A 14,605-nucleotide genomic window follows, 5' to 3' on the forward strand; every position below is an offset into this window, starting at 1 on the left:
AATATGAGATGAATAAAATAAAAACAACAACAATCTCAACCTTAATTATTCACTTACTTTTTTGTCCTGTTCCCATAATCCATCATAAACCAATTTACCACTTTTATCGTAAAGTTTGCCTTTGCCGTGTCTTTTGTTTTTAGCGAAGTCACCTTTATAAACATCTCCGGTTGCATAATAAAGTTCGCCATAACCGTGCATTAATGTGTTAACAAATTGACCTTTATATTTTGTTCCGTTTTTCCAGGTAAAGAAGCCTACACCGTCCAATTGCTTATTGTCTTTATATTTACCGATAAATTCATTTCCATTTGCCCAAGTAAATGTACCTGTTCCCGTCCGATTGCCTTTAATCCATTCACCGCTATATTTGTCGCCATTTGCCCAGTTGTAAATACCTACACCTTCCCTAAAGCCATTTTTAAAATTACCGAGATAGGAGTCTCCGTTGGAATAGTTCATTTTGCCTTGACCGTTTTTGCAATCGCCATTTACACATTTGGTTACTGAAGTCGTAGTATTGGACGAATTGGTATTATCATTGCTAACGTAGCTCAACGTGTAATAACCAGAATTGTTTCCTGGGTCTAAATCGTTTACACGCACGTCCAAAAATCCATCAGTTGTAGCTGTAATTGTTTTTTGGCTACCAATAAGGAACCAACGACCATTTTTGCCTATTTTCCCCAGTAGACTTCCATGTGGAAAATTCCTAACGTAATTGTACGTCTCAAAACCTTTAATTCCGTTTGGATCCGATTTTCCGGCAAAAACACCAACACTGATATTCCCAAAGGCCTTCAGCGTAATTGTTTGTCCTTTTTTAAATTTTATTGGTGTTAATGTGGAAAAGGAGCTGACCTTATATTTTTGATTACTAATTTTTACAACTGGAACTGGGTATTCTAATCTTCGGTTATAAGCTACTGTTAGGGTAAATTTATTTTTCTCTTTATCATGATCTGCAAGAATTACATACAAACCCTCTTTAAAGTAAAATTTTGATCCTTTATTGTATTTGCTTTTTAATTCGTTCATATAATACTTTACCAATTTCTCCGATGGGTTTTTGATAAAATATGCTATATATTTAGATTTTCCAGATTTGTTGCCTGAAGTTATAAAATGATTACCTTTACTATCATCAAAAGTATAAAAATCATCAACTTTAAGTGCCTTGTAACCTACATTTTCAACATAATCCCGTACAGCGTAAATATCGTCGTTATTCAATTTGAAACATATTTTTTCCAATTGGGGCAATGTGAAATAGTGCTGTGCATAACCGCTCAAGAACACTAAAAAGGTTATGATAGTAAGCAGTAAATTTTTCATGGTTTTTAGTAACTTTTAACTAACTTATCCGATTTCCATTCGCCCTTGAGCTCAGTACGGTCTTCACCGTTCCTATAAAACCCTAGACCCTGTTTTTGTCCGTTGTCAAATTCCCCTCGGTAATAGCTTTTATTTTTCCAAAGAAAATATCCGCTACCCTTAAATTTCCAGTTTTCATCGAACTCGCCGCGATATAACTGGCCTTTGGTAAAATTATATTCTCCTAAAAATGGTTTTCCATTTCTAAAAAAGCCCGTGTAAAAATGTCCGTTGTCAAAAAAGAGACGGCCGTAACCATCTTCGCAATCGCCATAGGCACAGCCTTTGTTGGTTTTGTTAAACTCAAATCCAAATTTAAATGCAGGAATTTCCTTTTGCCAAATAGCCCTGGTAAACTTCCCGTTTTTATCTTTTTTATAGCCGTAACCGTTTATCAGGTTGTTTTTCCATTCCCCGATGTAAAACGAAGTTTTAGTGTAAAAATGTTCTCCATAGCCGCTTCTTTGATTGTCTTTCCAATCTCCAAAATAAAACTGCCCATCGTTCCACGAATAATAACCGTAACCATGGCGTTTGCCATTTTCAAAAAAACCTTTGTAATAACCGTTTTCGTAACGGTAATAACCGTAACCATCTGTACAATTGCCGCTTATGCAGCCATTTTTAGATAAAGGAGCGGGCTTAGTATCGTTATTTTTTATCGGTACAAAAGTTTTATCTAAAACAAATACGTTATTGACGAGCATATTGTCTAATTCTTTATTTGTTGGCTTTAAAATATGCTTAGAGTCAGATTTGTCATAATAATAATCAAAAACCAACTTATCTACCAGTAAGTTTTTGCCTTTATAAGCATTTGCTTTATAAAAAAGTAGATTGCCATTATTCAAGAAAATGTTTCTAACAAAATAATAGTCTTTAGATTTGCTTTTCTTGCTTAAAAATAAATTGGATTTATAGTTTTTAGCATAGGTATCTTTATTTAAAATTCCACTAATTGATTTGTACGTAACGCTATCTGATTTATACTTATAGATAAATACAGTTTTGCCTATCGCCAATGAGTCCGTTGGCTTGTTTTTATCTACATAAGTGCCTCTCATTTCTTCAGGAAATACTGCTAGGGATTTGCCATCATACGTGGGCAACGGTTCTTTAAAAACTACGGAATCGCAGGAGGCAAATAGAAAAAATAAAAGGGTTAGTTGCAACCATATTTTCATAACAAAGCTTTCTATTGTTCTTTTAAGCTTACTAATATACTATTTTCTGTAATAGATTTAATTTTGAATGAACTTCTAATAGTTTCAGGTACAGATTGCCACAGATCGTCCGCGGTTTTTTTATACGTAGCGGTAATTGCCGCTTGGTTATTTGCAAAAGTTTTAGAAAGGTCTTTTACTCCTTTTGCCTTTGAGATGGCTTTGTACAAAGCATCTAAATTTTCATCTCCATATTCAATTTGGCTGATTTGAATTGAAACAATTTCCTTAGCCTTTTTAGGTTTGTTCTTTTTTGGGAAAATCATACCAACGGTTTCTTTTAGATCAGAAACTGTTTCTTTGGTGGTTTGTACGGTCTCTTTGGTTGCATTGCTGGCTTGTTTTACGGATTTGTTGGCTTCCTCAACTTCATTTACCACTTTTGGTTTGGATTCTTCTTCAGTTTTTCGTGTTTGTGCCGATAGATTTCCAACAGCAAATAGCACAATTAAAACTATAATTTTTACTACATTTTCCATAAGGTTTGTTTTATGTTATTGTTCGGTTAATGTGTAAGGAATTTCCTTAAATTTTCCGTTTGTGGCTTTGTATTTTTTGCCCGTATCTTCATCTACAACTGTAAAAGTGAACTCTCCAGATATTGTTTTCTTACTCTTATCAAGAGATGTGATTTTTATGTAAATGTCCTCTGTAATTTCCGTATCAAAATCGTTTGTTTCGCTACTTCCATCGTCTTCCGAATATGCGGCTCTGGCTTTATTCACTTCATTGCTAATACCAGGTTCATTCCATGTTTTGCCTGATTTCAACGTGGCGTAATCCTCGCCCGAGGCAACCAATACCAAACCTTTTAATTTGCTTATCCCTTCGGCATCGCCTGCACTTAACGCGATGATGTAAATGTTTGATATTGAGGTAATTTCCACTTTATCGTACTCTTTCGCACTTTCAAACTTGTTACCATTTATTGTCGCGGTAATATTACCGCCTCCTAAAATATCGTCTGGAACAACATCATCTATTGAGCAAGAAGTTGTTATAATTATTAAAATGAATACTAATAATAAATGACTTTTTAATAATGGACACTTTGTGTTTTTCATAATCATATTTTTTAGCTTTTGGATATTAAATATAGCCAAGCTAATTAAAGATTGCAGAATCCATTTAGTATTCGTTGAGCATTGTTTAGTATTTGTTTATTTTTATTAATTTAACAGAAAGAATGTTGTTTTGTTAGTATTTCTGCCAAATAGTATTATTTTTACTATATCATAGCCAAACCACTTTTTATGTTTCAAAAGTTATTATTGTCCTCCATATTTTTTATATTATGCTTAACTTTTTGCTTTTCACAACAAAAAAAAATAGACTCTTTAAAAAAAGTAATTACTGAGTATAGTTCTAAAGACACTACTTATGTAAATTTGAGGCTGTTATACTCTCGCAAAGAATTCATTTTCAATCCTAGGGATTCCAGTTTATTAAAGTATAATTTAAAAACCCTAGAATTTGCGAAACAACTTAATTTCAGAAAGGGAGAAGCTTTGGTATATAATAGAATCGGGGTAATTTATCAATACATTTTGTCCGACCCATATAAGGCAATTGAATATTACCATAGAAGTTTGGACATAGTAGAAAAAAACAAACTACCAAGTAAATACATGGTGGGTAACATAGGCAATATCGCTAACATTTATTATGAGCAAAAAGAAAATAAAAAAGCCTTAGAATATTATAAAAAAATGCTTAGCTACCCAGCATATAAAATGAATGCTTACGGATATATTGGCAATGTCTATGGAAATTTAAATCAACTTGACTCATCAGCAAACTATTATCAAAAAGCGATTAAAATTGCCAGAGACACAAAAAACTACCTACAACTAGGCAATAATTTGAGTAATTTAAGTTTGGTGTTGAGCAAAGCAAATAAATCTGCCGAAGCAATTACAACTATTGAAGAAAGTCTAAAATTAATTGAGACCAATAAATTGGAGTTTATTAAAGCCCCTGCCTATGCCAATGCGGCTATGGTATTTCTGAAGAATTTAGAATACGACAAAGCTGAACATTATGCACTGGAAGGTTTAAACTTAAAAAGTGCTTTGGATAATTTGTTCATTAAAGAAAAACTGTGGGAATCTTTGGCAGGTGTTTATGAAACAAAAAAGGAATATAATAAAGCGTTTGATGCGTATAAAAATTATATTAAACTTAGAGATAGTATTACCAGTACAGATAGAAAACTTGAAATTTCAAGGAAAGAAATCCAGTTTGAAGCGGACAAGGAAAATGCATTGGCCAATGCTGAAATAAAGCGTCAAAAAATTATCAGGAACTCTGCTATGGCAGGTGGAGGCATACTTCTGTTGACCGCTATTTTAGGTGGTGTTTTTTACAAAAAAAGAAGAGATGATGCCGAAAAAATAAAAACAACCCAGTTTGAGGCCAAAGTTGCGGACACCGAACTTAAAGCCTTACGGGCTCAAATGAATCCGCATTTTATATTTAATTCTTTAAATTCCATAAACGATTTTATTGCAAAAAACAACACCAAAGAAGCCAATGACTATTTGGTTAAATTTTCAAAACTGACCAGATCCATTTTAGAAAATTCTGATAAGAAATGGATTTCAATTGCCGAAGAAATAGAGCTGTCTGAGCTGTACATGCAATTAGAGTCTTATCGATTGAAGGATAAATTCAGTTACACTATTGAGGTTGATAGCCAAATAGATAAAGAAAATACTTTGATTCCACCATTAATTCTTCAACCGTTTATAGAAAATAGCATTTGGCACGGTATGGTACCGTTAAAAGAAAAAGGAAATATTACCATAACGATAAAACAAAAGGATAATAGGCTAATTTGCACTATTGATGACAATGGTGTTGGCAGAAGTAAAAACACAGCTGGAAATTCACTAAAAAAATCTAGAGGAATTAGCATTACGCAAAGCAGGTTAGAGATACTAAGCCAGATGAAGAAAGTTAAAGGAAGTATTAACCTAGTTGATAAGCAAAAAGGGTTAAAGGTAGAACTGACACTTCCTTTAGAGCATCAATTTTAAGAAACTACTTATGTTTAAAGCATTATTAATTGATGATGAACAGCATTGCATAGATAGACTGTCACAATTATTAGAGAATCAAAATGAAATAATTAGCGAATACCAATCGTGCTGTTCCGTTGCAGAGGCTGAAACAATTTTAGAAAACAAAACTGTTGATGTTATCTTTTTAGATGTACAATTACAAAATGAAACGGGTTTTGACTTGCTTAAAAATTTAGCTTCTAAAATTACATTTGAAATTATTTTTACTACTGCTCATGACAATTACGCCGTAAAAGCATTTGAATATTCAGCTTTAGATTATTTGTTAAAACCTATTGCTAATACTGATTTAGAACGTGCTCTCAACAAATTAAAAACCAAACAATCTTTATTGGATTCCGCACAAAAAGTAGAAACACTGCTCTATAATCTTAATGAAGAAAATACTAATAAAATAATTAACCTGACCAACGCTGAAGGTGTGCATCGTATAAAAGTAAATGATATTGTAAGGTGCAATGCGGACGATAATTACACCCATATTTATTTTAATCCCGATAAGAAAATTACAATCGCCAAAACCTTAAAACATTTTGAAAATTTATTACAACCCTATTCTTTTTTTAGAACGCATCAATCACATCTTATCAACTTAAATTATATTAAAAAATTCATCCCTAAAAAAAGGATAGCTGTTTTAACGGATAATACGGAAATAGTTGTTTCCGTTAGAAAAAAAGAGGAGTTAATTGCAAAATTAAAAAACCGCTAAACCCCAAAATTTTAAACCTTTTGTTAATTCTTTTGTCATAGATGTATAACTTATAAAACTAATATGATGAAAAGACAAAAACTAAAATTAGGATTAATGGCTTTATTACTATCCACAATATTATTTGTGGGTTGTGATAAAGGAGAAACTATTCAAGATGACGCTTCGTTAGAGGAAATCGATCTTAAAACAGCAGAAACCGAAGCGGTAATTGACGAAGTTTCTGATGAGACGAGTGTAATTATTGAGGAAGCCTACCAAACGGTGGAAACTCCCACTACAAAAAGCACCGCACTTGAAAGATATATACCGGATTGTGTAACCATTACCAAAGTTATTACTCAAAACATGAAAACGGTAACCGTCGATTTTGGTGAAGGTTGTGAGTTACGAAATGGTAATTTTGTAAGTGGGGCTATTATAATGGAATATGAAAAAGACCCCGAAGCTGCTACAAAAATGATAAGCTATTCATTTAGGGATTTCTATTTTAACCGTAAGCATGTCGAAGGCGGTGGTTCTATTTTAAGAGAACGGATGAACGACAATGGCAACCCGCAATCTACCAAAACGTTTGATGTTACCGTTACTTGGCCAGACGATTCATTTGCTAAAAAAGAAGGCACAAAAATGAGGGAAATGATAGAAGGGCAAGGCACAAAAGCTTGGGGCGATAATGTATTCTTAATTACCGGAAATTGGAAATTTACAAAGAAAAATGGTACGGTTTTATCTGCTACGGTAACTGAACCTTTAAGAAGAGAATTGGCCTGTAAGTTTTTAGTAAGCGGCGTTATTGAATTATCTAAAAATGAAAATAATGCATTATTAAATTATGGAGATGGTAGTTGTGATGATTTGGCTACAATTAGTATTAACGGTGGAGAAGAAAGGGAAATACACCTTAGTAATTTATAAAATGAGTGACTAACCTGCAAGGATTTTAAATCCTTGCAGGTTTTACTTTTTAGTCTATCAAGGCACTATTGAAACCCTTATAAGTTAGATTGATCTAAGCCTTTTCTTTAACTTCTGGCTCGGTTCTAATCGGTAAATTTTGAATTAAATCAATATATAGATTGATTTGTTTTTTTAAATCCTTTCTTTCTATAATTTTATCTAAAAAGCCATGTTCCAACACAAATTCCGAACGCTGAAAACCTTCTGGTAAATCTTTACCAACGGTGTCTCTTACCACACGCGGTCCAGCAAAAGCAACCAAAGCATTAGGTTCTGCGAAATTGACATCACCAAGCATAGCATAAGATGCCGTAGTACCACCCGTAGTTGGGTCGGTACATAGTGAAATATAGGGTATGCCTGCCTCGGCTAATTGAGCCAATTTAGCTGATGTTTTTACAAGTTGCATTAATGAATAAGAAGCCTCTTGCATTCTGGCTCCACCCGATTTTGAAATTAATAAAAATGGAATTTTATTTTTTATGGAGTATTCAATAGCCCTTGCAATTTTTTCACCAACCACACTGCCCATTGAGCCTCCTATAAATGAAAAATCCATAGCGGCAATCACCAATTCTTTTCCATAAGATTTTCCGACCGCAGTTCTAATAGCATCTTTTAGTTTTGTTTTTTCTTGAGCCTCTTTTAAACGATCGGTGTATTTTTTGGTGTCCACAAAATTCAACGGATCTTTTGCCGTAATTTTTGCATCAAGTTCTTTGTATTTATTCTCGTCAAATAAAATTTCAAAGTATTCATTACTTCCAATTCTTACGTGATATCCATCTTCTGGACTCACATAAAAATTTTCTTTTAATTCTTCGGTATCAACTATTTTGCCGCTAGGGGTTTTGTACCAAAGACCCTTTGGTACATCTTTTTTATCCTCGGTAGCGGTTTGAATTCCTTTATCTTTTCTTTTAAACCAAGACGACATATTGTACAAATTTAATAAGATGCAAGTTACTAAAAAATAAGAAAGCCCAACAAAAATTATATTTTATCGGGCTTTTTTAATATAAATGCTTTTTACAAAGTATCTACGTTGTTCAAATCTTCAAAGGCTTTTTTAAGTCTTTTTACAAAAGTTTCTTCTCCTTTACGCAACCAAACCCTTGGATCATAATATTTTTTATTAGGTGAATCCGCTCCATCAGGGCTACCAATTTGAGATTTCAAATAATCTGCCTTCTCATTCATATAATCTCTAACACCTGACATAAAAGCATATTGCATGTCTGTATCAATATTCATTTTTATAACACCGTAACCAATGGCTTCTCTGATTTCTTCAACAGTTGAACCCGATCCGCCATGAAAAACAAAATCGATATGATTATGTTCTACACCATATTTTTTAGAAACATATTCTTGCGAATTTTTCAGAATTTTAGGCGTTAATTTTACATTACCCGGTTTGTAAACCCCATGAACGTTTCCAAAGGCCGCTGCCACGGTAAACTTGTTGCTCACTTTAGAAAGTTCTTCGTAAGCATAAGCTACTTCTTCCGGTTGCGTGTATAATTTAGATTCGTCCACATCGCTATTGTCAACACCATCTTCTTCACCACCAGTTATACCCAGTTCAATTTCCAATGTCATTCCCATTTTGCTCATACGGGCTAAATACTTTTTGCAAATCTCGATATTTTCCTCAATCGGTTCTTCCGAAAGATCGATCATGTGACTACTATACAAAGGTTTTCCAGTCTCTTTGAAATGTTGTTCACTAGCATCTAACAAACCATCTATCCAAGGCAATAATTTTTTTGCACAATGATCCGTATGTAAAATTACAGGAACACCATAGGCCTCTGCCAATAAATGAATATGCTTGGCACCCGCTATACCACCCACAATGGCAGCTTGCTGGTTTTCGTTACTTAATCCTTTGCCCGCATTAAATTGAGCACCTCCGTTAGAAAATTGAATAATTACAGGGGCGTATAAATCCCTAGCTGTTTCCAATACACCATTTATTGTGTTAGATCCGATTACGTTAACAGCCGGAAGGGCAAATCCCTTTTCTTTTGCATAATTAAAAATCTCTTGAACTTGGTCGCCAGTAGCAACACCTGGTTTTATATTATGTGACATATAATTGTTTGATTATTATTGAACTGTAAAATTACGAAAATATAATAGGATGGACATAGGTCAGAGCTTAAAAAATACGAAAACGTTGTATTTTCGGGTTTTTTATTTAGCTACTGATTGTGACTAACGACCACCGACCAAAAGACTACCGACTAATCTAAAATGGATAATTAATACCGATATTAAAAACAGCCCTGTTAAAATTATAATTTTTAAACCATTTGTTTGAAGATTCCAAATAAGGCTCGTAAGTTTTAAAACCTACATCTAAGCGTAATACCAAGAAGCTAAAATCGTACCGAATGCCAAAGCCCGAACCAACCGCAATATCTTTTAAAGAAGAAAGTCCATTAAATTTACCTTTATCATCGGTTACACTGGAGTTAGTAATATCCCAAATATTACCGGCATCTATAAAAAGGGCACTATAGATATTATTTACCAGCTGAAAACGATATTCTAAATTAGAAGTTAATTTAAAACTGCCCACATTGAATTCCAATCCATTTTGGGCAGAACCTGGTCCTAATTTAAAAGTGTTCCACGCCCTAATATCGTTAGATCCGCCGGCACGATAACTTCGGCTGAAAGGTATATTGGAATTGCCCATTGGGAAAGCTGCACCAATAAAAGTTCTATGTACCAAAGAAGTATTGGCATCAATTGCCCAATATTTTTTATACTCCACTTCTGTTTTTAAATATTGTGCAATATCCAATCCAAAAAGCTGTTTATTAGTGCCATCTGTAGGTTTTTTTACAAAAAGGGAAGTTAAATTGCCCGAAGAAATTAACCTAGCCGTAAAACCAGAAAAGCTATTGTCGGTAAAACCTTCCCTGTTACTATAATTAAAGGTATAAGACATAACCGGCACCAATACATCTTCGGTCAGAATTTTCCTGCGTTCCTTAATATCTTCCGCTCTAGCATATTCATCCGGATTGGAAATAGAGAAACCATTATCAGCTTTAAGAAGATAATCTAGGTAGTTTGATGGAATGAGTTCGCCATCTTTGTTCAATAATGGCGTTCCTCCGATCGGATATTCGCCATAAGGCACAATAACCTCTGCTATTTCTTCCAATTTTCGGGCTTCAGACCTGAAAATGGTAAAATACTTGTCGGTCCTTAAGTTTTTAATATACTGCATGTTCAGCAAATCGAATTTATGATCTGTAGTGCTTGAACTCTGCCAAGTATAGTTTATACCTCCAGTAATATTTTGCCTGTCCAATCCTATATTTCGTTGAAGGGCAATACTCAACCCGATATTTGTCTTGGGGGTCATCCTTTTAGGTATAATGCTGTTTGTAGGTATCGGAAACAATATTCTGGGTATTTTTAACGTAGCACTTGAGCCTATTTCCCAAGCGTTAAAAAATTTAGAATTGTCTGAAATTTCCCTGGCAACGTTTAAAAAAGAACCTTGAAAAGATAGTTCCAATACCTCTGCACCTCTAAACACGTTCCTGTTCAACCATGATAGTTTACCCAAAATGCCAAATGGTTTTATATTAGAAGTAATATACTCATTATCAAAGCCAAAAGAGTACTTTTTTTGTGGAGTTAATAAAATATTGGCAGTAAGTGAACCGTCATGGTTTTCTTCATATTTAATATCTAAAGAGGGTTTAAAATTTTGAAGTTCCCTTAAATATTTTCTGGTAAGCTGTTGCTCCGTATCCCTATAAATACTATCGGGTTGAATAATTATGGAATTTGCTAAATATTTTGGATTATAGACTAACTTTTCTGTTGCATAAAAGTTATAACCTTTGTAAAATGCCGAATCTTGAATGGGCTTATTTTTATCAATAAAAGAAAAGTCGGTAAATATATTCACCTTCTTTACTTTTCTAATCTTGAAAGGTTCGGTATAAACACTATCGTTATTTTCGACAACCCTGTCATTTATTTCTAAAAAAACACTTGTTCTGTAAGGTGATAATCCTAAAGTGTCTATCCAATATTCCATATTATTTTTTCCAAAATAATAAACACCGGAATTTCTAAAAATATTGATAAGACGGTCTTCTTCATTTTCAAATTTGGTGTAATCTATTTGATCACCTACCACCACCAAAGACTTATCTTTGTGCAATTGATAAAGGGAATCTAGCACTGGTGAGCTGATTTCGGTGGTAAGGCTATCTATAAAATAAGGATTGTTTTTTGTTACCAAATAATCGACCGTAATCTTTTTATTCTCCTTTTTTATTTGTTTAAAACTAACCTCGGCATCAAAATAACCCTTACTTTGATAATATTTGGTTAAAGAAACTACCGATTTTTTAATTTTGGTACTGTCAGAAATTACTGGTGCGTTTCCATTTTTTAAAAACCAAGCATTTACCCCATTGTATGCTTTCTCTAAAGCTTTAACCTGTTTTTTAGAGAAAATGTTTTCAAGTTTTTCTTCTCTGTTGGGTTTTTTGTCCAGCCACTCCTGAAATTTAATTTCGTAATTAGGTTTAGCAAAATTATAAATGTGCAATGAAATGGGAATTCCGAGTATCTTTGTATTTGGGGTTTGCCGAAGATAACTGATAACCTCAGGGTTGTTTATCTTTTTTTCATCTACTATAATCGTATTTTTTGAAAGCAGGTATTTATCATCAGGAACCCTTTTAGTTGCACTGCATGAAATAATTACAACCGTTACTATTGTAAATACTATTATTTTAGCAATATAGTTAAGCAATGCAATTTTCGATTTAAAGGTTTCCGCTTTGGCGGGAATATTATGGACAAAAAAATATTTTATATACAAACACCAAAAATACTACTATTTGAATGTTAAGCAAAAACGAACACAAGTTAATAACGAGTTTACAACAAAAAAAGTACCGAATTCAGCATCAATTATTTGTTGCCGAGGGCGTAAAAGTTGTAAACGAATTTTTAAACTCCAATCTTCAAATAGAAAAATTATTTTGTGTTGAAGATTATTACCAATCCATATCAAAATATAAGCCAGAACTCATTTCGGAAAAAGAATTGTCCAAACTTAGTAATTTATCAACTCCAAACAAGGTAATTGGTGTTTTTAAAATTCCACAAACCGACATTTTGGAAAACAAAGGATTAATTGTTGCTTTAGATTCCGTAAACGACCCGGGGAACTTAGGAACCATTATTAGGTTGTGCGACTGGTTTGGGGTTTCACAACTGGTATGTTCTACCGATACGGTAGATTGTTATAATAGTAAAGTAGTACAAGCCACAATGGGTTCATTGACAAGATTACCAATTATTTATACAGATTTAAAAGATTACTTAAGCAATGCTAAAATACCTATTTATGGTGCTGTAATGGATGGAAAAATTGTAAAAGATACCGAGTTAAAAAAAAATGCAATTTTGGTAATGGGTAACGAATCTAATGGAATTTCACCTGAAATTGAAAATTTATTAAGCCACAGAATAACAATTCCTAGATTTAATAATAAAAACACACCAGAAAGTTTAAACGTAGCAACCGCAACTGCTATTTTGTTAAATGAATTTTGTGGTCGGTAGTCTTTGGTCTTTGGAAAGGAATTAAATCTAGACAAATTAAGCTAGGAATTTTTGACTGCGGACTGAATACCGTACACTGCCAACTTATTTCCTATTCAAAAGTGAGGTTCAAGAAAATTCCCCTTGTTCCAAAATAATCAATTGGTAAAGTCCATGGACTACTTGGGTTGTCATCACGAACTATTTCATTATTAATGGCGAAAATGCCTCTAATAGAAGGCGAAAATTTAAAATAAGGTAAGTACAAATCTACACCCAAACCTACTTCGTACATAAAGTTGTTGGATTTCATTCTAAACTCTCCCTCAAAATTATCATCCGAATTTTTCTGATTACTAGAGAAGTTATAATCGTAAGATACACCTCCAATTACAAAGGCCCGCATATTATCTAATCGATCTGTTCTAAATTGAAGCAATAACGGAATCCTGAAATAAGTAGCTGGTACTTTTCTTACCCTGTCGTTTTCGGTATCCGGTATTGTTGGGTTTGAAAAAGTTAAGACTTTAGAATTACTGGACAGACCTGGTTCTAATCTAAGGTTCAAGTTATCGTTTATATTGTAACCTAGCACTAAACCAATATTAAAACCGAGCTTTTCCTCAACATCTACAAAAGAGTTTTCTAGTTCGTAACTAACTTTAAACCCTTTTTTATTAATGCCTAAATAGTACCCATAATGGATTTTTTTCTTGTCCTTGTTGGGGAGGTATTCAACCTTATCTTTTTGAGCAAATGTATTGCCAATAAAAAATAGTAAACTAACTATACACAAAAATGACTTTTTCATTTATTTCTTTACTTTTTTAATATGTAATTTTTTATAAACATCACATTTACAACATTTTACAATAAAAATACTACTCCCATATTATTTCGTTGCCGTATAAATGGATGCAGACCCAAAGGTTAAAGGTTTGTTAGTTGCATTATTAAACCCATTTTTTTCTAAAATATTGTTGAACTTTTTACCGTAAGGAAAAATTGCCGCGGATTCTGGCAAATAAGTATAGGCTCTTTTGTCTTTAGAGCCTAATTTACCAATGGTTGGGATAATATATTTTGAATAAAAATTAAATAGCTGTTTAACTGGAAATTTTTCTGGTTGCGAGGTCTCAAGTACAACAAAAATTCCGTCAGGTTTTAGCACACGATGAATTTCTTGCAGCCCTTTGTCCAAATTTTCAAAATTCCTTACTCCAAAACCAACAGTTATGGCATCAAAGCTATTATCATCAAATGGTAAATTTTCAGAATCTCCGATAACCATTTCAATCAATCCGTCAAGATTTTTCTCTTTAACTTTTTTAATACCAACCTCTAACATCCCTTTGGAAAGGTCTAAACCAACTATTCTATCAGGTTTCAGTTTCGCCAGCATAATGGCAAAATCTCCGGTTCCTGTTGCAATATCAAGAATGGTTTTTGGATTTTTTTCCCCTACAATCTTTACTACTCTTTTACGCCATTTTACGTCTATACCAAAGGTCATAATTCTATTTAAGAAATCGTAGTTGCCCGAAACGTTGTCAAACATTTCTGCAACCTGTTCTTTTTTACTTAATTCAGAATCTTTATATGGCGTAACTTTAATACTCATCCTATAATTTTTGCACTCCTTTGTAAAGACTCGGGAG

General features: G+C 33.3%; 13 protein-coding genes. 4 read left to right on the top strand and 9 right to left on the bottom strand.

The features are described 5' to 3' along the window. Positions 1 to 45: 45 nt before the first annotated feature. From UMM65_RS10445 to UMM65_RS10460, 4 genes are read right to left on the bottom strand one after another with little or no spacing between them, the layout of a single operon-like run. A complete protein-coding gene (locus UMM65_RS10445) occupies positions 46 to 1,335 on the bottom strand; it encodes an MORN repeat-containing protein (RefSeq protein ID WP_321976471.1) in 1,290 nt (429 codons plus the stop codon). Positions 1,336 to 1,340: 5 nt separating this feature from the next. Next, positions 1,341 to 2,558 (bottom strand): MORN repeat-containing protein, encoded by a 1,218-nt coding sequence (locus UMM65_RS10450; protein WP_321976473.1) that lies wholly within the window; start codon positions 2,556 to 2,558, stop codon positions 1,341 to 1,343. 11 nt (positions 2,559 to 2,569) lie between these two features. Then, a complete protein-coding gene (locus UMM65_RS10455; RefSeq protein ID WP_321976474.1) occupies positions 2,570 to 3,076 on the bottom strand; it encodes a hypothetical protein in 507 nt (168 codons plus the stop codon). Positions 3,077 to 3,091: 15 nt separating this feature from the next. After that, the gene (locus UMM65_RS10460; RefSeq protein ID WP_321976475.1) at positions 3,092 to 3,661 is read right to left on the bottom strand and encodes a DUF6252 domain-containing protein; all 570 of its coding nucleotides are present in this window, start codon (positions 3,659 to 3,661) and stop codon (positions 3,092 to 3,094) included. Between the two features lie 189 nt (positions 3,662 to 3,850). Here UMM65_RS10460 and UMM65_RS10465 point away from each other — a divergent pair, with 189 nt between their 5' ends. From UMM65_RS10465 to UMM65_RS10475, 3 genes are all read left to right on the top strand, one after another. Continuing rightward, positions 3,851 to 5,635 (top strand): tetratricopeptide repeat-containing sensor histidine kinase, encoded by a 1,785-nt coding sequence (locus tag UMM65_RS10465; RefSeq protein WP_321976476.1) that lies wholly within the window; start codon positions 3,851 to 3,853, stop codon positions 5,633 to 5,635. Positions 5,636 to 5,645: 10 nt separating this feature from the next. Then, positions 5,646 to 6,392, top strand: a complete 747-nt coding sequence (locus UMM65_RS10470) for a LytR/AlgR family response regulator transcription factor (RefSeq protein WP_321976477.1) — start codon at positions 5,646 to 5,648, stop codon at positions 6,390 to 6,392. Between the two features lie 66 nt (positions 6,393 to 6,458). Then, complete coding sequence (locus UMM65_RS10475; RefSeq protein WP_321976478.1) at positions 6,459 to 7,310, top strand: hypothetical protein; 852 nt, start codon at positions 6,459 to 6,461, stop codon at positions 7,308 to 7,310. A 94-nt stretch (positions 7,311 to 7,404) separates the two neighbouring features. On the opposite strand, the gene accD is transcribed toward UMM65_RS10475, so the two are convergent. The 3 genes from accD to tamL form a co-directional block, all read right to left on the bottom strand. Continuing rightward, positions 7,405 to 8,289: an acetyl-CoA carboxylase, carboxyltransferase subunit beta gene (accD, locus tag UMM65_RS10480; protein ID WP_321976479.1), complete on the bottom strand. Its 885-nt coding sequence runs from the start codon at positions 8,287 to 8,289 to the stop codon at positions 7,405 to 7,407. A 92-nt stretch (positions 8,290 to 8,381) separates the two neighbouring features. After that, positions 8,382 to 9,449 (bottom strand): class II fructose-bisphosphate aldolase, encoded by a 1,068-nt coding sequence (gene fbaA, locus UMM65_RS10485; RefSeq protein WP_321976481.1) that lies wholly within the window; start codon positions 9,447 to 9,449, stop codon positions 8,382 to 8,384. A gap of 157 nt (positions 9,450 to 9,606) precedes the next feature. Next, entirely contained in the window at positions 9,607 to 12,219 is a 2,613-nt protein-coding gene (gene tamL / locus UMM65_RS10490) for a translocation and assembly module lipoprotein TamL (RefSeq protein ID WP_321976482.1), read from the bottom strand. A gap of 23 nt (positions 12,220 to 12,242) precedes the next feature. Here tamL and UMM65_RS10495 point away from each other — a divergent pair, with 23 nt between their 5' ends. Further along, the gene (locus UMM65_RS10495; protein WP_321976483.1) at positions 12,243 to 12,968 is read left to right on the top strand and encodes a TrmH family RNA methyltransferase; all 726 of its coding nucleotides are present in this window, start codon (positions 12,243 to 12,245) and stop codon (positions 12,966 to 12,968) included. A gap of 91 nt (positions 12,969 to 13,059) precedes the next feature. Here the strand turns inward: UMM65_RS10495 and porT are convergent, their stop codons facing one another. Both porT and ubiE read right to left on the bottom strand, forming a co-directional pair. Next, positions 13,060 to 13,758, bottom strand: coding sequence for a type IX secretion/gliding motility protein PorT/SprT (gene porT / locus UMM65_RS10500; protein ID WP_321976484.1), 699 nt, complete (start codon positions 13,756 to 13,758; stop codon positions 13,060 to 13,062). 81 nt (positions 13,759 to 13,839) lie between these two features. Then, positions 13,840 to 14,568 (bottom strand): bifunctional demethylmenaquinone methyltransferase/2-methoxy-6-polyprenyl-1,4-benzoquinol methylase UbiE, encoded by a 729-nt coding sequence (gene ubiE / locus UMM65_RS10505; RefSeq protein ID WP_321976485.1) that lies wholly within the window; start codon positions 14,566 to 14,568, stop codon positions 13,840 to 13,842. Between the last annotated feature and the right edge of the window lie 37 nt (positions 14,569 to 14,605).

This window comes from Aureibaculum koreense (genome assembly GCF_034296135.1).
Classification (GTDB): Bacteria; Bacteroidota; Bacteroidia; order Flavobacteriales; family Flavobacteriaceae; genus Aureibaculum.

What these genes read in the sequence shown, in the direction of transcription:
- UMM65_RS10445 (WP_321976471.1), bottom strand. Translation starts at nt 1,335, where the DNA reads ATGAAAAATTTACTGCTTACTATCATAACCTTTTTAGTGTTCTTGAGC.
- UMM65_RS10450 (WP_321976473.1), bottom strand. Translation starts at nt 2,558, where the DNA reads ATGAAAATATGGTTGCAACTAACCCTTTTATTTTTTCTATTTGCCTCC.
- UMM65_RS10455 (WP_321976474.1), bottom strand. Translation starts at nt 3,076, where the DNA reads ATGGAAAATGTAGTAAAAATTATAGTTTTAATTGTGCTATTTGCTGTT.
- UMM65_RS10460 (WP_321976475.1), bottom strand. Translation starts at nt 3,661, where the DNA reads ATGAAAAACACAAAGTGTCCATTATTAAAAAGTCATTTATTATTAGTA.
- UMM65_RS10465 (WP_321976476.1), top strand. Translation starts at nt 3,851, where the DNA reads ATGTTTCAAAAGTTATTATTGTCCTCCATATTTTTTATATTATGCTTA.
- UMM65_RS10470 (WP_321976477.1), top strand. Translation starts at nt 5,646, where the DNA reads ATGTTTAAAGCATTATTAATTGATGATGAACAGCATTGCATAGATAGA.
- UMM65_RS10475 (WP_321976478.1), top strand. Translation starts at nt 6,459, where the DNA reads ATGAAAAGACAAAAACTAAAATTAGGATTAATGGCTTTATTACTATCC.
- accD (WP_321976479.1), bottom strand. Translation starts at nt 8,289, where the DNA reads ATGTCGTCTTGGTTTAAAAGAAAAGATAAAGGAATTCAAACCGCTACC.
- fbaA (WP_321976481.1), bottom strand. Translation starts at nt 9,449, where the DNA reads ATGTCACATAATATAAAACCAGGTGTTGCTACTGGCGACCAAGTTCAA.
- UMM65_RS10495 (WP_321976483.1), top strand. Translation starts at nt 12,243, where the DNA reads ATGTTAAGCAAAAACGAACACAAGTTAATAACGAGTTTACAACAAAAA.
- porT (WP_321976484.1), bottom strand. Translation starts at nt 13,758, where the DNA reads ATGAAAAAGTCATTTTTGTGTATAGTTAGTTTACTATTTTTTATTGGC.
- ubiE (WP_321976485.1), bottom strand. Translation starts at nt 14,568, where the DNA reads ATGAGTATTAAAGTTACGCCATATAAAGATTCTGAATTAAGTAAAAAA.